General features: G+C 58.1%; 22 protein-coding genes. 15 read left to right on the forward strand and 7 right to left on the reverse strand.

The annotated features are described in order from the left end of the window. Positions 1–272: 272 nt before the first annotated feature. Entirely contained in the window at positions 273–1,229 is a 957-nt protein-coding gene (gene epsC, locus ACP7E4_RS25300; protein ID WP_426118473.1) for a serine O-acetyltransferase EpsC, read from the reverse strand. Positions 1,230–1,423: 194 nt separating this feature from the next. Here epsC and ACP7E4_RS25305 point away from each other — a divergent pair, with 194 nt between their 5' ends. The 12 genes from ACP7E4_RS25305 (at position 1,424) to ACP7E4_RS25360 (ending at position 13,887) form a co-directional block, all read left to right on the forward strand. Continuing rightward, positions 1,424–2,431 (forward strand): D-cysteine desulfhydrase, encoded by a 1,008-nt coding sequence (locus tag ACP7E4_RS25305; RefSeq protein ID WP_426118475.1) that lies wholly within the window; start codon positions 1,424–1,426, stop codon positions 2,429–2,431. Between the two features lie 200 nt (positions 2,432–2,631). Continuing rightward, positions 2,632–3,429, forward strand: a complete 798-nt coding sequence (tcyJ, locus tag ACP7E4_RS25310; protein ID WP_426118477.1) for a cystine ABC transporter substrate-binding protein — start codon at positions 2,632–2,634, stop codon at positions 3,427–3,429. Continuing rightward, complete coding sequence (gene tcyL / locus ACP7E4_RS25315) at positions 3,426–4,094, forward strand: cystine ABC transporter permease (protein ID WP_426118479.1); 669 nt, start codon at positions 3,426–3,428, stop codon at positions 4,092–4,094. Before tcyJ ends, tcyL begins: the two co-directional genes overlap by 4 nt. A gap of 2 nt (positions 4,095–4,096) precedes the next feature. Then, positions 4,097–4,840 carry an L-cystine ABC transporter ATP-binding protein TcyN gene (gene tcyN / locus ACP7E4_RS25320; RefSeq protein WP_426118481.1) on the forward strand — a complete coding sequence of 248 codons (744 nt, stop codon included), beginning with the start codon at positions 4,097–4,099 and terminating at the stop codon, positions 4,838–4,840. Between the two features lie 578 nt (positions 4,841–5,418). Beyond that, positions 5,419–6,147: a hypothetical protein gene (locus ACP7E4_RS25325; protein ID WP_426118483.1), complete on the forward strand. Its 729-nt coding sequence runs from the start codon at positions 5,419–5,421 to the stop codon at positions 6,145–6,147. Positions 6,148–6,665: 518 nt separating this feature from the next. Next, entirely contained in the window at positions 6,666–7,922 is a 1,257-nt protein-coding gene (locus ACP7E4_RS25330; RefSeq protein ID WP_426118485.1) for an SfnB family sulfur acquisition oxidoreductase, read from the forward strand. Between the two features lie 23 nt (positions 7,923–7,945). Next, positions 7,946–9,151, forward strand: a complete 1,206-nt coding sequence (locus tag ACP7E4_RS25335) for an SfnB family sulfur acquisition oxidoreductase (RefSeq protein WP_426118487.1) — start codon at positions 7,946–7,948, stop codon at positions 9,149–9,151. After that, positions 9,151–10,506, forward strand: a complete 1,356-nt coding sequence (locus ACP7E4_RS25340) for an LLM class flavin-dependent oxidoreductase (protein ID WP_426118489.1) — start codon at positions 9,151–9,153, stop codon at positions 10,504–10,506. Before ACP7E4_RS25335 ends, ACP7E4_RS25340 begins: the two co-directional genes overlap by 1 nt. Positions 10,507–10,666: 160 nt before the next feature. Further along, a complete protein-coding gene (locus ACP7E4_RS25345; protein ID WP_426118490.1) occupies positions 10,667–11,455 on the forward strand; it encodes a MetQ/NlpA family ABC transporter substrate-binding protein in 789 nt (262 codons plus the stop codon). Between the two features lies 1 nt (position 11,456). Further along, on the forward strand, positions 11,457–12,587 hold the full coding sequence (locus tag ACP7E4_RS25350) for a methionine ABC transporter ATP-binding protein (RefSeq protein WP_426118491.1): 1,131 nt from the start codon (positions 11,457–11,459) through the stop codon (positions 12,585–12,587). Beyond that, complete coding sequence (locus ACP7E4_RS25355; protein ID WP_426118493.1) at positions 12,577–13,221, forward strand: methionine ABC transporter permease; 645 nt, start codon at positions 12,577–12,579, stop codon at positions 13,219–13,221. Before ACP7E4_RS25350 ends, ACP7E4_RS25355 begins: the two co-directional genes overlap by 11 nt. A 42-nt stretch (positions 13,222–13,263) precedes the next feature. Further along, a complete protein-coding gene (locus tag ACP7E4_RS25360) occupies positions 13,264–13,887 on the forward strand; it encodes a class I SAM-dependent methyltransferase (RefSeq protein ID WP_426118495.1) in 624 nt (207 codons plus the stop codon). Between the two features lie 95 nt (positions 13,888–13,982). On the opposite strand, the gene ACP7E4_RS25365 is transcribed toward ACP7E4_RS25360, so the two are convergent. The 4 genes from ACP7E4_RS25365 to ACP7E4_RS25380 all read right to left on the reverse strand — a co-directional run bounded on the left by ACP7E4_RS25365 (position 13,983) and on the right by ACP7E4_RS25380 (position 18,144). Then, positions 13,983–14,441, reverse strand: a complete 459-nt coding sequence (locus tag ACP7E4_RS25365; protein WP_426118496.1) for an REP-associated tyrosine transposase — start codon at positions 14,439–14,441, stop codon at positions 13,983–13,985. Positions 14,442–14,916: 475 nt separating this feature from the next. Continuing rightward, entirely contained in the window at positions 14,917–16,461 is a 1,545-nt protein-coding gene (locus ACP7E4_RS25370; RefSeq protein WP_426118497.1) for a phosphoenolpyruvate carboxykinase, read from the reverse strand. 179 nt (positions 16,462–16,640) lie between these two features. Then, positions 16,641–17,543, reverse strand: coding sequence for an Hsp33 family molecular chaperone HslO (gene hslO / locus ACP7E4_RS25375; RefSeq protein ID WP_426118498.1), 903 nt, complete (start codon positions 17,541–17,543; stop codon positions 16,641–16,643). Between the two features lie 193 nt (positions 17,544–17,736). Then, on the reverse strand, positions 17,737–18,144 hold the full coding sequence (locus ACP7E4_RS25380; RefSeq protein ID WP_426118499.1) for an RNA-binding S4 domain-containing protein: 408 nt from the start codon (positions 18,142–18,144) through the stop codon (positions 17,737–17,739). Positions 18,145–18,266: 122 nt separating this feature from the next. Between ACP7E4_RS25380 and ACP7E4_RS25385 the strand changes: the two genes are divergently transcribed. From ACP7E4_RS25385 to rimK, 3 genes are read left to right on the forward strand one after another with little or no spacing between them, the layout of a single operon-like run. Next, positions 18,267–19,049 carry an EAL domain-containing protein gene (locus ACP7E4_RS25385; RefSeq protein WP_426118500.1) on the forward strand — a complete coding sequence of 261 codons (783 nt, stop codon included), beginning with the start codon at positions 18,267–18,269 and terminating at the stop codon, positions 19,047–19,049. 50 nt (positions 19,050–19,099) lie between these two features. After that, the gene (locus ACP7E4_RS25390; protein WP_426118549.1) at positions 19,100–19,549 is read left to right on the forward strand and encodes an ATP-dependent zinc protease; all 450 of its coding nucleotides are present in this window, start codon (positions 19,100–19,102) and stop codon (positions 19,547–19,549) included. Then, positions 19,546–20,451 (forward strand): 30S ribosomal protein S6--L-glutamate ligase, encoded by a 906-nt coding sequence (gene rimK, locus ACP7E4_RS25395; protein WP_020293260.1) that lies wholly within the window; start codon positions 19,546–19,548, stop codon positions 20,449–20,451. Before ACP7E4_RS25390 ends, rimK begins: the two co-directional genes overlap by 4 nt. Positions 20,452–20,530: 79 nt before the next feature. Here the strand turns inward: rimK and ACP7E4_RS25400 are convergent, their stop codons facing one another. After that, entirely contained in the window at positions 20,531–21,853 is a 1,323-nt protein-coding gene (locus ACP7E4_RS25400) for an ATP-binding protein (RefSeq protein ID WP_426118502.1), read from the reverse strand. A 158-nt stretch (positions 21,854–22,011) separates the two neighbouring features. Then, entirely contained in the window at positions 22,012–22,752 is a 741-nt protein-coding gene (ompR, locus tag ACP7E4_RS25405) for a two-component system response regulator OmpR (protein ID WP_020293262.1), read from the reverse strand. Between the last annotated feature and the right edge of the window lie 188 nt (positions 22,753–22,940).

Consider the following 22,940-nt stretch of genomic DNA (forward strand, 5'->3'; position numbering starts at 1 on the left):
TGGCCCGCTCGCTGACCAGTTCGATACGCACGCTGAAAGGCCGGCTGACGGCCTCTTTGGCGGTAAAACTCAGCACGCGAAGCTGATGCTCAACTCCCGGGATATCCAGCGTGAAGGTGTCTTGGTTGGCGGGGGTGAGCATGGGCGAGTCCTTGGCCTGGGGAAAGGCAGAACTTTGCACCAATACAGGACTACAAAAAGTCGGATGCTGCGTACAGCATCCGTAGGATTTATCCCAAGAAACGCTTGGCTAGCAAATCGGTGTTAGAAGGTTATTTCTGACACCCATCATCCTGCTGCTGCAACAAATTAGCCTGCGTCAGATTGCATCCGGCCGGTACGCTGCGGGTCAGCCAGACGTTGCCACCAATGGTCGAGCCTTTGCCGATGGTGATGCGTCCGAGGATGGTCGCGCCGGCGTAGATCACGACGTCGTCTTCAACGATAGGGTGGCGTGCGTGGCCTTTCTGCAATTGACCGTCTTCGTCTGCCGGGAAACGTTTCGCGCCGAGGGTCACGGCTTGATAGATGCGCACCCGCTCGCCAATGATCGCGGTTTCGCCGATGACCACGCCTGTACCGTGATCGATAAAGAAGCTGCGTCCGATCTGCGCGCCGGGGTGGATGTCGATGCCGGTGGCCGAGTGAGCGATTTCCGAGCTGATTCGCGCCAGCAACGGCAGGCCCACGCGATAAAGATGGTGGGCAATCCGGTGATGAATGACCGCGAGAATTCCCGGATAGCACAGCAGCACTTCGTCCACGCTGCGCGCTGCCGGGTCGCCGTGATAGGCGGCCAACACGTCGGTGTCGAGCAGCGCGCGCATTGCGGGCAAAGCGCTGGCGAAACCCTGGATCAGCTCCACCGCGTGTTCGTTCAAATTGCCCACTTCTTCGCCGCGTTGATGGGCGACGTAGCGCAGTTCCAGTCGGGTCTGGGCCAGCAACGCATTCAAAGCGACATCAAGCGTGTGCCCGACGTAGAAGTCTTCGCTTTCCTCGCGCAGATCAACCGGCCCCAACCGCATGGGGAACAACGCACCGCACAACGCTTCGAGGATGTCGCGCATCGCCGCCCTTGAAGGCAACTCGCGTCCACCGTGCTCGCCGCTGACGCGACCGTTACTGGTGCGCCAGTCATTACGGGCCTGACGCAACTGGCTGACAATCTGCTGCAATTGCCAGTGGCTGGAACGGCCCTTGGCAGATGCCTCTGGAATATCGCTCACGCTGACTTCTCCTGGTTCGGATGCGGCTTTTGACACGTTCGCCGCAGGTGCGCTCACTCTACGGCAAAGATTTAGCACGAAAAAATAACTATTTTTGTAGGACTTCTACTCTTGAAGCATAAGACCTTATGAGTTGCCCTGTAGGAAACGCCTGCCTATAGTCCAGCGACTCTCTACACGGCTTGACTATCACCATGATCAAAACACAGCTTGCTCGCTTCAATCGTCTGGATCTGATCGCCGCACCTACTGCGCTGGAAAAACTGGAGCGGCTTTCGGTCTGGGCCGGTCGCGACATCTATATCAAGCGCGACGACACCACGACCCTGGCCATGGGCGGCAACAAAGTGCGCAAGCTTGAATACCTTGCCGCCGATGCGCTGGCGCAAGGCGCCGATACGCTGATTACGGCCGGCGCGATTCAGTCCAACCATGTGCGCCAGACGGCAGCCCTTGCCGCGCGCCTGGGCTTGGGCTGCGTGGCTCTGCTGGAAAACCCTATCTCCACTGACGACGTCAATTACCTGCACAACGGCAACCGGCTGCTGCTGGACCTGTTTGATGCCAAGGTCGAACTTGTGGAGAACCTGGATAACGCCGACGAGCTGTTGCAAGCCCTCGCCGCGCGTCTCCAGTCCAGCGGCAAGAAACCATATCTGGTGCCCATCGGTGGCTCCAATTCCGTTGGCGCGCTGGGTTATGTGCGTGCAGGACTGGAGCTGGCCGAGCAAATCAAGGCGACCGGGCTGGATTTCGCCGCCGTGGTGCTCGCTTCCGGCAGCGCCGGTACTCACAGCGGTCTGGCGTTGGCGCTGGCTGAAGTGCTGCCCAATCTGCCAGTGGTGGGCGTGACCGTATCGCGCACCGACGAGGCCCAGCGGCCCAAGGTGCTGAGTCTCGCGGAGCGCACCGCCGAACTGCTGGGCGTGCCGCTGCCGACTGCATTCAAAGTCGAACTGTGGGACGAATACTTCGCACCGCGCTATGGCGAGCCGAACGCTGGAACCTTGTCTGCAATCAAACTGATGGCCAGCCAGGAGGGGATTTTGCTCGATCCGGTGTACACCGGCAAAGCGATGTCAGGCCTGCTTGATGGTATTGGACGCCAGCGTTTTGAGGACGGCCCGCTGATCTTTCTGCACACCGGCGGTGCGCCCGCCTTGTTCGCTTACCCAGGCGTTTTTTCCGGACAGAACGACTGATGCGGCTGTATATGCAAAAACATCATATGAATTATGTTTTTGATTATTTTGAATTATAAGCAGAGGCTTTTATTATCGCCGCCAACAGGACTGCTGGCGCATCGAGCGTCTTGAAAAAGCTGGATAAACTTTTGGTGCCAACGTAGCTTTCGTCGGGTCCGATTCTTGCCTGACATCAACAACAAAATATGGGGCTAGTCATGATTACTTCCGCAATCCGTCGTACGTTTCTGCTTTCAACCCTGAGCCTGGTGCTCGGCTCCGGCCTGATCGGTCAAGCCGTGGCCGGTGATCAACTACAGAAAATCAAAGACAGCGGCACCATCAACGTGGGTCTGGAAGGCACTTATCCGCCGTTCAGCTTCGTAGATGAAAGCGGCAAGCTTGCAGGTTTCGAAGTCGAATTTTCCGAAGCGCTGGCCAAGGAACTGGGCGTAAAAGCCAAGCTGCAGCCGACTCCTTGGGCCGGGATCCTCGCGGCGCTGGAATCCAAGCGTCTGGACGTGGTGATCAACCAGGTCACTATTTCCGAAGAGCGTAAAAAGAAGTATGACTTCTCCACGCCTTACACCATCTCCGGTATCCAGGCGCTGGTGCAGAAGAAAGACGCAGGCAAGTTTGAAAAAGCAGCCAGCCTGACAGGCAAGAAAGTGGGCGTTGGTCTGGGCACCAATTACGAGCAGTGGTTGAAGGAAAATGTACCGGGCGCGGTCGTCAAAACCTACGACGATGATCCGACCAAGTACCAAGACCTGCGCGTTGGCCGTATCGACGCGATTCTGGTCGACCGTCTTGCAGCCTTGGAACTGGTCAGCAAAACCAAAGACAGCCTGGCTGTTTCCGGCGAACCCTTCTCCCGTCAGGAATCCGGGATTGCGCTGCGCAAAGGCGAGCCTGAGCTGCTGGAAGCCATTAACAAGGCCATCGATAAACTGCGCGCTGATGGCACCCTCGCCAAGCTGTCGCAGAAGTATTTCCAGGCTGACGTGACCAAATGATTGAAGAGAGCCTAAAGCTCGCGCTGGATTCCGCGCCCTTTCTGATAAAGGGCGCGTACTACACGGTATTTCTCAGTCTGGGTGGCATGTTCTTCGGCTTGCTGCTGGGTTTCGGCCTGGCGCTGATGCGCCTGTCGCGGCTGATGGTGCTGCGCGGTATTACCCGGGTCTACGTGTCATTCTTTCGCGGCACACCCTTGCTGGTTCAGCTGTTCATGATCTATTACGGCTTGCCGCAATTGGGCATTGAATTGGATCCGTTGCCTGCCGCGCTGATCGGCTTTTCGTTGAACATGGGCGCGTACGCGTGCGAAATCCTCCGGGCGGCTATCGGCTCGGTGGATCGCGGCCAGTGGGAAGCTGCTGCCAGCATGGGTATGACACGTGGACAGGCGATGCGCCGGGCGATCCTGCCTCAGGCCGCGCGCACAGCCTTGCCGCCGTTGGGCAACAGCTTTATCTCATTGGTCAAGGACACGGCGCTGGCAGCAACCATCCAGGTGCCTGAGCTGTTCCGTCAGGCGCAGTTGATTACCGCCAGGACCTTCGAAATTTTCACCATGTATCTGGCTGCGGCGCTCATTTACTGGATTCTTGCCACCGCGCTCTCGCACCTGCAAAACCGTCTTGAAGCGCGGGTCAACCGACATGACCTGGAGTCCTGAACATGATCGTGGTTGAAAAACTGACCAAGGAATTCAAGGGTCAGCAAGTGCTCAAGGGCATTGATCTGCGCGTCGAAGCCGGGGAAGTGGTGGCCATCATCGGGCCCAGCGGCTCTGGCAAGACCACCTTGCTGCGCTGTCTGAATTTTCTCGAAGAGCCCACCAGCGGCAAGATTATCGTCGGTGACATCGCGGTTGATGGCAATCGACCCTTGAGCCAGCAACAGGGCCTGATTCGCCAGTTGCGTCAGCATGTGGGTTTTGTGTTCCAGAACTTCAATCTGTTTCCGCACCGCACCGCCCTGGAAAACGTTATGGAAGGCCCTGTGGTGGTCAAGAAGATTGCGCGGGAACTGGCCATGGAGCAAGGCCGCAAGCTTCTCGCCAAGGTCGGCCTCGCAGGTAAGGAAGATGCTTATCCACGGCGTCTGTCCGGAGGTCAGCAGCAGCGGGTGGCGATTGCGCGCGCGCTCGCGATGGAGCCGGAAGTGATCCTTTTCGATGAACCCACCTCGGCCCTGGATCCGGAACTGGTGGGCGAAGTGCTTGCGACGATTCGCGCGCTCGCCGAAGAAAAACGCACCATGGTCATCGTCACTCACGAAATGAGTTTCGCCCGGGACGTGGCGAACCGAGTGATCTTCATCGACAAGGGCGTAATCGTCGAACAAGGGGAGGCCAAGGAATTATTTGCCAACCCTCGCGAAGAACGGACTCGGCAATTTCTGGAGCGAAGTCGCTCCTGATCCTACATCGCCCTGTAACAAAATCAGCGCCATTCGGCGCTGTTTTTCTGTGCCTTACATTTGTACAACAATTGAACGATCTAAACCGCTGCTAGATCGTTCAAGTATTCACTCGTGGAATGATCAGGTTTATCAAAGCAAAGTTAGCCAGTCATTGCAGCCAGTAATAACGCGTCATAAAAAGTCATATTCACTTCCCCCTCATGCCCACACTACCAACACCCAATGACTGTTCATTCGCATGAGCATTCATATATTGAAGTGGGAAGATCCTGACCTACTTCGTAATAAGACTGTGGTGTTTGTGTAGGAAATGTCTAATTCGCCGTCTCGCCGATATCTTATCCCCATTAGACATTGACAGGCACGTGCAAACCCCATTAGCTCAAAGATAAACGTTAATTCAAAGCTTCGAGCTTATTACAAGCTTCAATTCCATACAGTTTGTAATGTTTGCCATAACTCTGATCTCTAAGGTACTTATCCCCGCGCCGTTTTTCGGTGAGCTACTCAATACCCGTTATTACCGAATCAACGGACTAATTATTCGTTTAACAAATAGCCATGAGTATTCAGCCATGTCCCACGCACCCTGCAAAACCGGTATTGCAAAGCTGTTCGCGCCCTACCTGCCCCAGGCTCACAACCACGGCGTCGGCGTTCGCGCCGCGGCCCATCTGCTAGTCAACATTGACCCCTACCCATGGATGGATGAAGGAGACTTGATCGAATTGTTCTGGGATGGCTGTTACGTCGCGTCAAAACTTTTGAGCAAGTCTGACATCGGCTACACAGTAGTCCTACGCGTTCCTGAAAGTTTCCTACAAACCGGGACGATTAAAACCTGCTATCGCGTCATGAAAGTTGGAGGTACGCCCATTACATCGCCCAGCCGCAAGCTCAGGGTAAAACTCGATGTGCCCGGCGGGCAGCTCCTGACGCTCAGCGATGAAGAAAACCAGGGGCTGGCGCCCGTCTTGTTGCCAGAGGCGGTGATCCGTTATGGGATGATTTCCCGGTATGCAAAAACCGGCATGCCACTCGGTATCGAACCCTATCTCAATATGGCACCCAACGATGAAATCACCCTGCGTTGGGGAGATATGCGTATGGACCTGCCGCCCTTGAAAGCCGAGAACGTCGGCAAAGCCGTCAGCCTGATCGTCCCGCCCTCGCTGATTCTGGAGGCGGGACGGGAACAACAACTGGACGTGACTTACTGCATCATTGATCGAGTAGGCAACAACTCACGGTGGGCACCCGCCCGTGAAATCAACGTCAACGTCCAAATTAACCGCTGTCAGTGACTGGCCGCATGTCCCTGAAAACACTGCTGATACGCCCGGGTTGCTTATCCCGATCCGCCGTATTGGTGGTGCTTACGGCTACACAACCTGTGAACGGTCTCACATTGAGCTGCATGCCGAGAGGTTTCCTACACAAAACTACTTATCGACCTACAGGCTTTTTTAAACCTGATCGACGCCCACTGCTAGCCTTTTGAAAGCATTGCATTACTGCAAGAGGGTTATGCTCGTGGCGCGCAATAAATTTCTTAAGATATGCATTTTATTAATGGTCTTCGGCTCGTGTCTGACGTATGCACAACACGTCTGAAAACCGGTGAATTTCACCTTCTATGCTTATTCCAAAAAACTAGTTTATTTAATATTTATACGCCTTTACGGTATATAGACCGGACCACCGGACATCGTGATTTATCCTGCCGCTACTTGCGGCATCTGACGCGAGGTTCGTATGGTCATTTCCCGCTCCACCCACAGACAAAACAACGCAACAGTGCGCAGCCCGAGAGGCGGCGAACATGTCTGAGCTGGCAGCCCGCGCCTTGCGCACCGCACCGGTCGCACTTGGGCCGGACAGCGCACCGCCTGTATTCTCGGCGGTGATTCTGCAAAACGACGCTCAGGCTATCGCCGCAGCCCATCAGGTGGCCGAACATGCCCGCTTGCAGGCCTCTCAACGTGACGCCGAGCGGCTGTTGCCCTGGTCGGAAATCGAACGCTTCACGCAAAGCGGCCTGGGCAGTATTTCCATCCCTCGCGCATATGGCGGTCCACAGGTTTCATTCGTCACCATTGCCGAGGTATTCCGGATCATTTCGGCTGCCGATCCGGCGCTGGGGCAGATTCCGCAAAACCAGTTCGGGATCATTCATCTTCTGCAGAACAGCGCCACCGAGCAGCAGAAAAAAGTCTTGTTCAAAAGCGTGCTGGACGGCTGGCGCATTGGCAACGCGGGGCCGGAGCGCGGTACGAAAAATACCCTTGAGCTGAAAGCTCGCATCACCGCCCACGGCGGAAAATACGTCATAAACGGTCAGAAGTTTTACTCCACCGGCGCGCTATTCGCTCATTGGGTTGCGGTGAAAGCACTCGACGAGCAAGGTCAGCAAATCATGGCTTTTGTCCCGCGTGCCACTGCCGGGTTGCAGATCGTCGATGACTGGTCGGGCTTCGGTCAGCGCACCACCGCAAGCGGCACGGTATTGCTGGATAACGTGCAGATCGATGGCGCACTGGTTGTCGAGAACTGGCGCCTGGCCTTGACGCCGAACATTCAGGGCGCGGTCTCGCAGCTGATTCAGGCCGCGATCGACGCCGGCATCGCCCGTGCCGCCATCGACGACACCATTGAGTTTGTCAGGAAGCGCTCGCGGCCCTGGATCGATGCCCATGTCGAACGGGCCAGCGACGATCCTTACGTCATCGCCGACATCGGCAAGCTCAAACTTGAGCTGCACGCGGCCGAAGCCTTGCTGCGTGAGTCGGCCAAGGTGCTCGACGAGGTCAACACTAAACCCATCGACGAATATTCGGCGGCACGCGCTTCGATTGCGGTTGCCCGCGCCAAGGTGCTGACCACCGAGATCTCGCTGTTGGCCAGCGAAAAGCTGTTCGAGCTGGCCGGCAGCCGCGCCACTCTGGCTGAGTTCAACCTGGACCGGCACTGGCGTAACGCTCGCGTTCACACCCTCCATGACCCGGTGCGCTGGAAATATCACGCCATCGGTGCGTGGCACCTCAATGGCACCTTGCCCGCCCGCCATTCGTGGATTTGAACCAGACCACTGGAGACACCGTTATGACTTCTAATCTTCAGCCGCGTCAACGCGTTGCCCTTATCGACAGCGATCACGAGGCCCTGCGCGTTGCCCATGAACTGGCCGCGCATTTCAAACGCGACAGCGCCGTACGTGATCGTGAACGCCGCTTGCCCCACGTTGAACTGGAGCTGTTCAGCCGCTCCGGGCTTTGGGGTATCAGCGTACCCAAGGCATTTGGCGGCGCGGGTGTGTCGAATGTCACGCTGGCGAAGGTCATTTGCCTGATCAGTGAAGCCGATGGGTCGTTGGGGCAGATCCCGCAGAATCATTTCTACGCGCTGGAAGTCCTGCGCGTGAACGGCAATCCCGAACAGCAAAAGTGTTTGTACGCTGAAGCGCTCGCAGGTTTCAGGTTCGGCAACGCGCTGGCGGAGCTGGGTACGAAGACCGCTCACGACCGCACCACGAGGCTGACTCGCGACGGTGATGGTTATCGCATCAACGGCCGCAAGTTTTACTCCACCGGCGCACTGTACGCACAGCGGATTCCGACATCCGTGGTCGACGAAAATGGCGTGCAACAACTGGCTTTCGTACCTGCCGAAAGCCAGGGTCTGACAGTTATTGACGACTGGAGCGGCTTTGGCCAGCGCACCACGGGCAGCGGATCGGTGGTGTTCGAAGACGTCTTGGTCAGCGCAAGTGATGTGATCCCTTTCCAGACTGCCTTCGAACGCCCCACCACAGTCGGCCCGCTGGCGCAGATCCTTCATGCCGCCATCGACACCGGCATCGCCCGAGCAGCCTTTGAAGATGCGCTGCATTTCGTGCGCACTCGCACCCGGCCGTGGATCGATTCGGGCATCGAAAAAGCCGTGGATGATCCGCTTACCCTGCACAGCTTCGGTAAGTTGGGCATTCGTTTGTATGCCGCTGAAGCGTTGCTGGAGCGTGCCGGTGACTTCCTTGATATCGCCCAGGCCGACAGCAGCGCAGAAAACGTAGCCGCCGCGTCCATCGCGGTCGCTGAAGCGCGCGCCATCAGCACGGAAATTTCCCTGGCGGCGGGCAGCACTTTGTTCGAGTTGGCTGGCAGTCAGGCGACGCTGGCCGAACATGGCCTGGATCGCCACTGGCGAAACGCGCGAGTGCATACCTTGCACGACCCGGTGCGCTGGAAGTATCACGCCATCGGCAATTACTACCTCAACGATCAGAACCCACCGCTGCGGGGGACCATCTGATGGCGAAGAAAAAGATCCTGCTCAATGCGTTCAACATGAACTGCATCGGTCATATCAATCACGGTTTGTGGACCCATCCGCGAGACAACTCAACCCAGTACAAGACCCTCGAATACTGGACCGAGCTGGCGCAACTGCTGGAGCGTGGCCTGTTCGATGGCTTGTTCATTGCCGACATTGTTGGCGTGTATGACGTGTATCAGAACTCCGTGGACGTGCCGCTCAGGGAGTCGATCCAGCTGCCGGTCAATGACCCGCTGTTGTTGGTTTCGGCCATGGCGGCCGTCACGAAAAACCTCGGCTTCGGTCTGACCGCAAACCTGACCTACGAAGCGCCGTATCTTTTCGCACGACGCATGTCGACGCTGGACCACCTCAGCCGTGGTCGAGTGGGTTGGAACATCGTCACCGGTTACCTCGACAGCGCCGCCCGGGCCATGGGTTTGAGCGAGCAGGTCGAACATGACCGCCGCTATGATCAGGCCGACGAATATCTGCAGGTTTTATACAAACTCTGGGAAGGTAGCTGGGAAGACGACGCGGTGCTCAACGATCCGCAACAGCGGATTTACGCGCAGCCGGACAAAGTTCACAAGGTGCGGCACAAGGGCGAGTTCTATCAGGTTGAGGGCTATCACCTGTGCGAACCGTCGCCGCAGCGCACGCCGGTTTTGTTTCAAGCGGGTAGTTCCGAGCGCGGTTTGCAGTTCGCCGGCAGTCACGCCGAATGCGTGTTCATCAGTGGCCAGAACAAACCCTCGACCCGCGAGCAAGTGGACAAGGTGCGCGCCAGCGCGGTGGCCGCCGGGCGCAACCCGGACGACATCAAAGTGTTCATGGGTATCAACGTAATCGTCGGCGCGACCGAAGCTGAAGCGCGGGCCAAGCATGCCGAATACCGCGAGTTCGCCAGCGCCGAAGCGGGCGTGGCGCATTTCGCGGCGTCCACGGGCATCGATTTCTCCGAATACGAACTGGACGAGCCGATCCAGTACGTAAAAAGCAACGCCATTCAATCGGCGACGAAAAACCTGAAAAACAACGACTGGACCCGGCAAAAACTGCTCGACCAGCACGCGTTGGGCGGGCGCTACATCACGGTGATCGGCTCGCCTGCGCAAGTGGCCGACGAGCTGGAATCCTGGATCGCGGAAACCGGCCTGGACGGCTTCAACCTCACCCGCATCGTCACCCCGGAAAGCTACGCGGATTTCATCGACCTGGTGATCCCCGAACTGCAACGCCGCGGCTCGTACAAAACCGCCTACGACAACGGCAGCTTGCGGGAGAAGTTCTTTCCTGAAGGTGGAGCGCGGTTGCCGGAGCGGCATGTGGGGGCGAGTTATCGACACTGAAGAGCGTTCTCGTAGGACCGGCTTTAGCCGGGAAGGTGGCATTCCTGACTCAGCAGATGTTTCAGCTGTACCGGCCCCTTCCCGGCTAAAGCCGGTCCCACAAGAAGAGATCACTCCAACAACCACACAAAAACCTAACCTTGCGTACCGGAATTTCACCATGAACAAACTGATCGCTACCCTGGCCTTGAGCCTGTTGACACTCACCGCCCATGCCGCCGACCAACCCTTGAAAGTCGGCACCACGGCAGCCTTCGCCATCCCGCTGGAAGCGGCTGTCGAGGAAGCCGGCAAGCAAGGCCTGAAGGTGGAGTTGGTTGAATTCACCGACTGGATCGCGCCCAACGTCAGCCTCGCGGCGGGTGATATTGACGTGAATTATTTCCAGCACATCCCGTTCCTGACCAACGCCAACGAAGCCGCCGGTTTCAATCTGGTGCCTTACGCGCCGGGGATCATCAACAACGTCGGCCTGTATTCGAAAAAGTACAAAAGCTTCGATGAGCTGCCGACCGGCGCTACCGTGGCCATTGCCAACGACCCGATCAACAGCGGGCGCGGCCTGCAACTGCTCGCCAAGGCAGGCTTGATCACCCTCAAGGCGGGCGTTGGTTACAAGGCCACCGAAGAAGACATCACCGCCAACCCGAAAAAGCTCAAGCTGATTCAGGTTGAAGCCGTGCAATTGGTGCGCGCTTACGAAGATGCCGATCTGGTGCAGGGTTATCCGGCCTACATTCGTCTGGCGAAAACTTTCGACGCGTCCTCGGCCATTATGTTCGACGGCCTCGATCACCCGGAATACGTGATTCAGTTCGTGATCAAACCTGACCACAAGAACGACCCGCGCCTGGCCAAGTTCATCGACATCTATCAACACTCGCCGGTGGTTCGCGCGGCGCTGGATAAAGTGAACGGCAAACTTTACCAAGCTGGCTGGGAAGGTTGATATGAATGCCACCGTGCAACGCCAACTGCCACTCGAAGCCACGGGCGCAGCGCATTCGGCACAACAAGCCGAGCTGCACGCCGACCTGAATCGCGCTCACGTGCGCTTCATCAATCTGGGCAAGACCTATCAGGGCCAGCAAGGGCCGGTGGATGCCTTGCAGAACATCGATCTGGCGATTCAGCGCGGCGAGATTTTTGGCATCATCGGTCGCAGCGGCGCGGGCAAATCGTCGCTGATCCGCACCATCAATCGCCTTGAGCAACCCAGCAGCGGCCGGGTGCTCATCGATCAGACCGACATTGGCGAGTTCAACGAAGACAAGCTGGTGGAGCTGCGGCGGCGGATCGGCATGATCTTCCAGCACTTCAACCTGATGTCGGCCAAGACCGTGTGGCAAAACGTCGAGTTGCCGCTCAAGGTCGCGGGCGTGCCCAAGGACCAGCGCCAGCGCAAAGTCACCGAACTGCTGGATCTGGTGGGCCTGCAAGACAAGCACAAGGCCTATCCGGCGCAGCTGTCCGGCGGCCAGAAGCAGCGCGTCGGCATTGCCCGCGCGCTGGTGCATGATCCGGCGATTCTGCTGTGTGACGAAGCCACTTCAGCGCTGGACCCGGAAACCACCCAGTCGATTCTCGGCCTGCTGCGCGAAATCAATCTGCGCCTGGGCCTGACGGTCATCCTTATCACCCACGAAATGGCGGTTATTCGCGACATCTGCGACCGCGTGGTGGTTCTCGAACAAGGCCGTGTCGTCGAGCAAGGCCCGGTCTGGCAAGTGTTTGGCGATCCGCGTCACGAGGTCAGCAAAACCTTGCTCGCGCCGCTGCAACACGGCGTCCCCGAAGACCTGCAATCGCGCATCGCCGCGCAGCCGCAGCAAAGCGGCGCGGCTGTGCTGCTGGATCTGCACTTCACCGGCGAGACTGGCGACGAACCGGATCTGGCAGCGCTGTTCGCCGCGCTGGGCGGACGCGTCAGCCTTTTGCAAGGCGGCGTTGAACGTATTCAGGGCCGCGCGCTGGGGCATTTGCTGCTGTCGATTGCCGACTCGCCGCATTCCCGCGAAGAACTGCTGATCAGGGCGCGCAAACAGGCGCAACACGCAGAGGTCATCGGTTATGTGGTTTGACCGTTTGTTACAAGGCACTATCGACACCTTCCTGATGGTTGGCGTGTCTTCGCTCATCGCATTGCTGCTGGGCATCCCGCTGGCGGTGATTCTGGTCACCAGCTCCAAGGGTGGCATCTATCAGGCGCCGGGATTGAATCGCGTGCTGGGCGGGTTCGTGAACCTGTTTCGCTCCATCCCGTTTCTGATTCTGATGGTGGCGCTGATTCCCTTAACCCGGCTGATCGTCGGCACGACCTATGGCGTATGGGCGGCGGTGGTGCCGCTGACTATCGCTGCCACGCCATTCTTTGCCCGCATCGCGGAAGTCAGTTTGCGCGAAGTCGATCACGGTCTGATCGAAGCGGCTCAAGCGATGGGCTGCCGACGCTGGCACATTGTCTGGCACGTGCTGTTGCCTGAAGCGCTGCCGGGGATTGTCGGTGGCTTCACCATCACTCTGGTGACGATGATCAACTCTTCGGCGATGGCGGGTGCAATCGGTGCGGGCGGCCTGGGCGACATTGCTTATCGCTACGGCTATCAACGCTTCGACAGCCAGGTGATGCTGACCGTGATTGTGCTGTTGGTGGTGTTGGTGGCGGTGATTCAGCTGGGCGGTGATCGGCTGGCGCGGGGTCTGAACAAACGCTGAGTGGGTTATATTCACGGCATCAACTGCCTGGAACGACCCGTCATGAAACTCGCACCGCAGGATCTCGCGCAGATTACCGAGACCACCGTTGGCCACTATAACCAGGTGGCCGACGCGTTCCGCGAAGGCACCCGCGACCACGACGTCAGCCAGAACATTGCCGCGCTGTTGCGGCATATAGAAAGTCAGGTGCCGTGGCAGATTCTGGATTTCGGCTGCGGGCCGGGTCGCGACTTGAAAACCTTTACCGCCATGGGCCACATCGCTGTCGGTCTGGACGGCTCGGAGCGCTTCGCCGAGATGGCCCGCGCCGAGACGGGTTGCGAAGTCTGGCAGCAGAGCTTCCTTGAACTGAACCTTCCTGCAGAACGCTTCGACGGCATCTTCGCCAACGCCGCGTTATTCCACGTCCCCAAGCAGGAACTGCCACGGGTCTTGCAGGAACTGCACGCCACGCTGAAACCCGGCGGCGTCCTTTTCAGCTCCAACCCACGGGGCGAAAACCGCGAAGGCTGGAACGGCCCGCGCTATGGCTCATATCACGATCTAGAGGCTTGGCGCGCACTGATGAGCGAGGCCGGATTCAGCGAGTTGGATTATTACTACAGACCTGAAGGCTTGCCGCTGGAGCAGCAGCCGTGGCTGGCGAGTGTTTGGCGGCGATAAACAAATCACTTTCGCGCGCTCGCTCCCACGGGCTGAAATCGATTTTGTTGGGAGCGAGCTTGCTCGCGAAGACGGTAGTGACCAGGTTCCGGATGTCAGAGCCATTTACAATCCCACAATGGGTAATCCCCAACATTTCTGACCAGTCCGGCACGTAGCGGATTTGCTACAACGTATCGGGCAAAATCTTTGAGGTTTCTTTCGTGACGCATTGCAATGTCGTGGTAACCCGTCTGCCAGACACGACCACAGTTACCGGTAGCTTTATTCAGGGCGATGCTGCTTCTGGATTTGACTCGCTGCATAACGCTTGCCAGCGTTCCTTCGCGTAATTCAAACAACCAGTGCAGATGATCTGGCATGACAACCCAGGCCAGGGAATGAGCTATATCTTTTTCATGCACCTGGCGCAGTTCCTCGACCACGAGTCGCCCCATTTGCCAGTCTGCGAAAGTGCGACGCCCATCTATCAGTCGTGTCGTCACGAGATAAACCTGCCCTGGCAAGGAAACCCTGCCCGAGCGTAATGAATGAGAGTGAGCTTTTGCAGGCATTCCATTGCCCTCTTGATCCTGAAAGCCAGAGGGATAATTTACTGAGAAAAAATACAGCTGGGGAATGCATTATTGACTGGATATTACTCAGGCTCAGCACTGTGATCAGCTTTAGGCTCTGCAGTGCTCAAACCGTGGCTTTCGCGAGCAAGCTCGCTCCCACAGTGGGTTCCCGCATTCTCAGCTCGACCGCATTTGTGGGAGCAAGCTTGCTTGCGAAGGGGCCAGGGCATCCAGTGCATCTTTTAGCGTTCAGGCAATTGCTTTCGTGAGCAAGCTCGCTCCCACAGTGGGTTCCCGCATTCTCAGCTCGACCGCATTTGTGGGAGCAAGCTTGCTTGCGAAGGGGCCAGGGCATCCAGTGCATCTTTTAGCGTTCAGGCAATTGCTTTCGTGAGCAAGCTCGCTCCCACAAAGTTGAACCCCACAAAAAAACCGCCCCGAAGGGCGGTTTTTTGTTCAACTAATCCGAATCTTACAACTTCGGACCCGCTGCCTTGATTGCGTCGCTCACTTCAAACTTCTTGAAGTTCTCGATGAACAGGCTGGCGAGTGCCTTGGCCGATTCGTCGTAGGCAGCCTTGTCAGCCCAGGTATTGCGTGGGTTGAGCAGGTTGGTTTCCACGCCCGGTACGGCCAGCGGCACGTCGAGGTTGATGGTGTCCAGGTGTTCGGTGGCTGCACCGATCAGTGCGCCGCTCTGGATGGCTGCAATCACGCCACGAGTGGTCGGAATGTTGAAGCGTTTGCCGACGCCGTAGCCGCCGCCGGTCCAGCCGGTGTTGACCAGGTAAACCTTGGAGCCGAAACCGCGGATGCGCTTGATCAGCAGCTCTGCGTATTCGCCAGCCGGACGCGGGAAGAATGGCGCGCCGAAGCAGGTGGAGAAAGTCGACTTGATGCCGCTGCCCGAACCCATTTCAGTGGAGCCCACCAGCGCGGTGTAACCCGACAGGAAGTGATAAGCCGCTTGTTCTTCGCTGAGGATCGACACTGGTGGCAGCACGCCGGTCAGGTCGCAAGTCAGGAAGATCACAGCGTTCGGCTCGCCGCCCAGGTTCAGCGGTGCGCGTTTCTCGATCAGTTCACGCGGGTACGCCGCGCGGCTGTTCTGGGTCAGGCTGTCGTCGGCGTAGTCGGCTTTCTTGGTGACCGGGTCGAGAACCACGTTTTCCAGGACGGCGCCGTGCTGGATGGCTTTCCAGATGACAGGCTCGTTTTTCTCGGAGAGGTCGATGCACTTGGCATAGCAACCGCCTTCGATGTTGAACACAACGCCCACGCCCCAGCCATGTTCGTCGTCGCCGATCAGGTAACGGCTTTCGTCAGCCGACAGCGTGGTTTTGCCGGTGCCGGACAGGCCGAAGAACAATGTGACGTCGCCCTCTTCGCCCATGTTGGCCGCGCAGTGCATTGGCAGTACGTCGACCGCTGGCAGCAGGAAGTTCTGTACCGAGAACAGCGCTTTCTTCATTTCACCGGCGTAACGCATGCCGGCGATCAGCACTTTCTTGGCTGCGAAGTTGATGATCACGGTGCCGTCGGAGTTGGTGCCGTCACGCTCTGGCTCGCAGACGAACCAAGGGGCGTTCTGGATCTGCCACTCGTCCTTGCCGCCAGCGTTGTACTGTTCGGGATTGATGAACAGGCAACGGCCGAACAGGTTATGCCAGGCAGTTTCAGTGGTCATCTTGACCGGCAGGTAGTGCGCCGGATCAGAGCCTACATGAACGTGGGAAACGAAACGTTCGCGCTCGCCCAGGTACGCAGCAACGCGGTCCCACAAAGCGTCGAATTTGTCCGCCGGAAACTTGCGGTTGATAGGGCCCCAGGCGATCGCGTCCTGGGTGCTCGGCTCTTCAACAATGAAACGATCAACCGGCGAGCGGCCAGTACGATGGCCTGTTTTCACAACCAGAGCGCCAGTATCGGAAAGTTCGCCTTCGCCGCGGGCAAGAGCTTCCTTGACCAGTTCGTCGATGCTCAGATCGGTGTACACAGCGTTATTGGTTTGCGTCATGAGGGTCCCCGTCGGCCAGTGGCCGAGTGCTCCAAACGGTTTTGTAGTAAAAAAACAACCACTACTACAGCGTAAAAGTGGGCCGGATTATGCCAGAAAAGCCTAAAAAAAGTAGGGCCCTCCTGTCAGAAGAACGACACCATGGCTCCAGGCGTGTCACAACGTGGTTACGTGCCTGTTTAATGACGCGTATCAGAGGGCGAATCCACACCGCCGCCCGCGAACAACTGCGCAATGTCGGTGGCATCGAACAAATAGCGCTCGTTGCAGAACTGACAATCGATCTCCACCGTTCCGTTGTGCTCGATGACCAACTGCTGCGCATCTTCGAGCCCGAGGCTGATAAGTGCGTTGGCCGAGCGCTCCCGTGAACAGCTGCAGCGGAAGCAAATCGGCTGGATGTCGAACATCCGAACCGGGTCCTGGTGAAACAGGCGATGCAGCACGGTTTCGTTGTCCAGGCTTAACAGCTCCTCTGCCGACAGGGTGCTGGCCAGCGTGGTGACGTGCTCCCAGCTGGCGTCGCGCTCTTCGGAATCGGTGATGCGCGCGGCGGGCAACTGTTGCAACAACAGACCACGGGCGCGATGGCCGTCGGCGCGCAGCCAGAAACGTGTGCCCAATTGCTCCGACATCACGAAGTAGCTGGAAAGGCTCTCGGACAGGTCGACTCCGTCCAGAGCGACAATGCCTTGATAGCGTTTGCCCTGCCGTGGATCGACCGTCAGGGTCAGCGAGCCATCAGGCATCAAGTCCTGCAGGCCGGCGCCCGGCAGGATCTGCGACTCCTCGTAACGAGCAATACCGCGCAGCTCGCGCTCGCTGGAGCATTCGACCATCAACAACGGAACGGCCCCGCTGGAGCGCGCCTGAAGAATCAGCAAACCTTCGAATTTCAACGTGCCTACCAGCAACGCAGCGGCAGCCATCAATTCGCCGAGCAGCTGCGCGACGGGTTCCGGGTACGGGTGCTTGGCGAGTACTTCAGCATAGCTGCGTTCCAGCGCAACCAGCTCGCCGCGTACGTCGGTCTCGTCGAAGATGAAGCGCTGGGTGTAGTCGATATCCGGGAAATCATGCATAGGAAAGAGGTATCTGAGGTGATGACAAAAATGATGACAAGCCTCTATAAAGCGCCGTTTCGCACTTTAGTGGTGCGACTTGTCATGTCGATGAGGGCCATTTTATGGACTATCCCGCACTCTTCCAAGCCTGGGTCAGAAGTTGCCGGTGGTTCAGCGGCTGAGTGTAGTGGACGGCCTCGCCAACAAAGACTCAATCATCATTACTCGAACCACGGAACTGAAACAGCTGCCGGCGCTGTTTCTTGCTCGGCTTGCCATCGGTGGTCATGCCCAGGTTGTCGGCCTTGCGTTGTGCAGCGGCGTTCTCCCGCTTGGCAATGCTTTCCGGGGTTTCGCTGTACAGGGTCTGCGCTTCCGGCGCGCCGCGGCGCACGGTCGAGAGTGCCTGCACGACCACGGTACGTTCCTCGAAACCGATGCGAACCACAATCTCGTCGCCGATGTGCGGTTCCTTGCCGGGCTTGCAACGCTCGCCCCGACAATGAACCTTGCCGTTCTCGATAGCCGCTTTGGCGAGGGCGCGAGTCTTGAAGAAGCGCGCTGCCCATAACCACTTGTCCAGACGAACTTTGTCGTCTTCTTCTGACTTTTGTGCCATATGAATTCCTCAACTAAGCCGTAGTCAGAACTGTACTACGTCGCGTGTGATACGCCAGCAATACGCTTGCTGGCGCCAAATCCGTTTCTCCTCAATGACCTCTTTCTTAAAAGGAGTGCGATATGACTGAGTTCCCATCGTCATTGACCTCACCTAAAGCCGGCTGCGAGGGCTGCAAAAACAGCCCCGAACTCGACTTTTCATTCGCATTCGCCTACCAGCCCATCGTGGATTTGCGCGACCAGTCGGTTTTTGCCCATGAAGCATTGGTGCGCGGCATCAAGGGTGAAGGCGCGTTGTCGGTGCTCAATCAGGTGACCGACCAGAATCGCTATCGCTTCGATCAGCTGTGTCGCACGCATGCCATCGCTGGCGCTGCCGCGCTGGGTATGAACGAACGCCTGTCGATCAATTTTTTGCCCAACGCGGTTTATCGTCCGGAGCTGTGCATTCGCAGCACATTGGAGGCCGCCCGAACCCACAACTTCCCGCTGGATCGTCTGATTTTCGAGACTATCGAAACCGAACACCTCGATAACAATCGCCATTTGACCAATATTCTGCGTGAATACCGCGAATTCGGCTTCATGACGGCGATTGACGATTTTGGCGCCGGCTATTCAGGCCTGGGGCTGCTGGCGGATTTTCAGCCGGACCTGATAAAACTCGACATGCATTTAATTCGAGATATTCACCGCAATCGCGTTCGTCAGGCTATCGTTCGTGGGGTTGTCACAATGTGTACGGAGTTGGGCGTTACAGTCATCGCTGAAGGCATCGAGTGTGCCGAGGAGCGTGACTTCCTCGCCGACTGCGGGATTTTTCTGATGCAAGGCTTCTGGTTCGCCAAACCTGCATTCAAAGCATTGGCCCAGGTTGATCCTGGTGTCTGGCAGACAGCGTAAGAAGTACGGAATCCCTTTTGAAAACATTTGATCACCTGACAGTCATCGGCCTGCGCGAGTGGGTGGCGCTGCCCGATTTGGGGGTAGCCGGCCTGCGGGCGAAAATCGATACCGGCGCGAGCACCTCAAGCCTGCACGCCACGGAAATTGAACCTTTCGAGCGCGAGGGCCAGAAATGGGTTCGCTTCAATGCTCACTTGGGTACGGTCGTTCAGTTGCGCCATCGCCGTTGCGAAGCGCTGCTGGTCGCGATGAAAACCATTAAAAGCTCCAACGGCCATGCGCAGGTCCGCTACGTCATTCGCACCACCCTGGCCTTGGGTGATCGTGTCTGGCCGGTGGAATTCACGCTGGCTTGCCGCAAAGCAATGCGCTATCGCTTGCTGCTCGGATCCAACGCTTTGATCGACGGCCAGCTGGTCGTCAATCCCGGCATTACTTATGTTCAGGACAAGCCGGTATTTCCGGCCTCGACTACCTCTGCCACAGGTGCTGCATGAAGATCGCTGTGCTGTCGCGTAACCCGCGTCTGTATTCAACCCGTCGTCTGGTCGAAGCTGGTATTGAACGCGGCCATGAGATGGTGGTGATCGACACCCTGCGCGCCTATATGAACATCGCCAGCCATAAACCGCAGATCCACTATCGCGGCAAACCGCTGGAAGGTTTCGATGCGGTGATCCCGCGCATCGGGGCTTCGGTGACGTTTTATGGATGCGCGGTGTTGCGCCAGTTTGAAATGATGGGTGTATTCCCGCTCAACGAGTCGGTGGCCATCGCCCGCTCGCGGGACAAGCTGCGTTCCCTGCAATTGCTGTCACGGCGCGGGATCGGCCTGCCTGTTACCGGTTTTGCTCACTCGCCGGATGATATTCCCGACCTGATCCAGATGGTCAACGGCGCGCCGCTGGTGATCAAGGTGCTGGAAGGCACGCAAGGCATCGGCGTCGTGCTGTGCGAGACGGCAACCGCTGCCGAATCGGTGATCGAGGCGTTCATGGGCCTCAAGCAGGACATCATGGTTCAGGAATACATCAAGGAAGCGGGCGGCGCTGATATTCGCTGCTTCGTGGTCGGCGACAAGGTCATTGCCTCGATGAAGCGTCAGGCCAAGCCGGGCGAGTTTCGCTCCAACCTGCATCGCGGTGGCAGCGCCAGCCTGATCAAGATCACTCCGGAAGAGCGCATGACCGCCATTCGTGCCGCCAAGGTCATGGGCCTGAGCGTCGCGGGCGTCGACATCCTGCGCTCCAATCACGGGCCGTTGGTGATGGAAGTAAACTCGTCACCGGGTCTGGAAGGCATCGAAGTCACCACCAGCAAGGACGTGGCCGGGATGATCATCGAATACCTGGAGAAGAACAGCGGCCCGCATATGACGCGGACCAAAGGGAAAGGATAGGGGCAGTACAAGCTTTAAGCCACAAGCTACAAGTCACAAGTCAGGTTACTTGACTTGCCGCTTGTGGCTTGGGGCTGCTTCAAACAGCATCCCTCGGCAACATCAGCCCCAACGGCAGGCGCACGCGCGCTTCCAGCCCGCCACCTGAGCGATTCCGCAGTTCCACATTGCCGCCATGCATGGCCGCGATGCGCTTGACGATGGCCAGGCCCAGGCCGGTGCCTTTGCCGCTGCGGGCGCGATCACCACGGATGAATGGATTGAAGATCACTTCCAGCTCCGATGGATCGATACCCGCCCCGCGATCCAGCACGCTCAGCACCACGTAAGGCGCATTGGCGTCGCCTGACACGTAAGCCGCCACTTCGATGCCGTTGCCCGCATGATGCATGGCATTGCCGATCAGGTTGTTCATCAGGCGCTTCATCGACACCCGACGTAGAGGGAACGGTGGGATGGTTTCCAGACACAAGCGAATCTGTTCTTCCGAGAGTTCCGGGTTGTTGTAGGGCGCGACCACTTCACGCACCAGATCGCTCAGGTCGACTTCTTCGATTTCTTCGTCGCGGCCGTCGCGGATGAACGCCAGGAACTGATCCAGAATGGCATCCATGTCTTCGATGTCCCGCACCATGCCCTCGGTCAGTTCGTTTTCATCGGTCATCAGTTCCAGCGACAGCCGCAAGCGGGTCAGCGGCGTGCGCAGGTCGTGGGAAACCCCGGCCAGCATCAGTTCCCGCTCCTGACCCGCCTGCTCGACATCTTCGGCCATCTGATTGAAGGCCCGGTAAACTTCGGTCATCTCGCTGGGCGTATCGCTCACTGGCAGGCGCACGCTGCGGCCTTGCCCGAGTTGGCGGGCGGCGAAGACCAGGCGTTTGAGTGGTTGATTGAGTTGCCGGACGAAAATCCACGCGGACGCCGTGGACAGCAAACCGATGGCCAGGAACCAGCCCAGCACGCTCCAGATTTTCTGCCCGCGCAGCGGATGCGGGTACAGCGGCACCTTCAGCCAGCCATCACCAAGACTCGGCGCTCGCACCCACAGAGCAGGCGGTGCGTGAACGCGCAAACGGACTTCGGTGTCGGCGCCCAGCTCGGCCTGCATCTGGCGCTGATAGATTTCGCTGTACGGCCAGTGCTGCTCGCCTTCAGGTACACCGCCGCCCACCACTCGGATCAGCCCCGCCGCGTCGGCAATCGCTTCGCGGTCGTCTTCGTTGGCCGCCCAATAGGCACGCAAGGTCAACGCCACGCCATGGCTGTACTGCCGGTCGACCAGCACGTCCTCATTCATCAACAGGTAAACCAGGGTCAACGCCTTGGAAAACAGCACGACGATGAGCACCAGCCAGAGGGTGCGGGAGAAAAAGCTTTGCGGAAACCAGAGCGGGGTCTTCATAACTGCAGCTATACACTTTGCAGGAGCGAGCCAGGCTCGCAGGGTTTGCGAATCGCGAATGGTGTCAAACGCAGAAACGCGAAAACCAAAACGTCGATAACCCCTTCAAGGGTTATCGACGTGACTGGCAACGGCTTCGAGTGGCTGACGCAAGCCGATTATCGATTACCGGCGCCATCTGGAACGAATACATAACCAACACCCCAGACAGTCTGGATGTAGCGTGGCTTGGACGGATCCGGCTCGATCAGGCGGCGCAGACGGGAAATCTGCACGTCAATCGAACGCTCCAGAGCGTCCCACTCCCGACCACGGGCCAGATTCATCAGCTTGTCGCGGGTCAGCGGCTCGCGGGCATGCATCACCAGCGCCTTGAGTACGGCAAATTCACCGGTGGTGAGCATGTGTACTTCTTCGCCACGCTTGAGTTCGCGGGTTGCCAGGGACAGCTCGTAGTCGCCGAAGCTCACCGATTCGTCTTCACTGCCTGGCGCGCCAGGGACCGGCGCTGCCTGACGACGCAAGACCGCTTTGACGCGGGCCATCAACTCATCGGGGTTGAAAGGCTTGGCGAGGTAATCGTCAGCGCCTAGCTCCAGACCCTTGATGCGGCTCAGCTCGTCGCCCTTGGCGGTAAGCATGATGATCGGAACCTGATTGTTGGCGGCGCGCAGACGACGGCAGGCAGACAGGCCGTCTTCACCAGGCAGCATCAAGTCCAGAACCACAAGGTTGAACACCTCGCGCGCCAACAGGCGATCCATTTGTTCGACGTTGGCCACGGCCCGGGCGCGATAGCCCTTGCTGGTGAAAAAACGTTCCAACAGGCTGCTCAATCCCGGATCGTCATCAACGATCAGGATTTTTTCGCCTTCAGCAGTTTGTGCAGTGCTGCTCATAGATGCTCCTTTGATCTCGGCGCGCATTATGGCGTAGCTGCTGTGATGCGCACCGTGTGCATTGTTAGCAGATTTTACCGGAGCCGCCACTGACGGCTTTTTTTCCGGCGCAAATAGGCGCGTTTGAACGGCTGATCCCCTAATCGGGCAACGCTGGGTATAATGCGCCGCCCTCGAAGTCAGGCAAC

This window comes from Pseudomonas sp. DSP3-2-3, from assembly GCF_049898225.1.
Taxonomy (GTDB): Bacteria; Pseudomonadota; Gammaproteobacteria; order Pseudomonadales; family Pseudomonadaceae; genus Aquipseudomonas.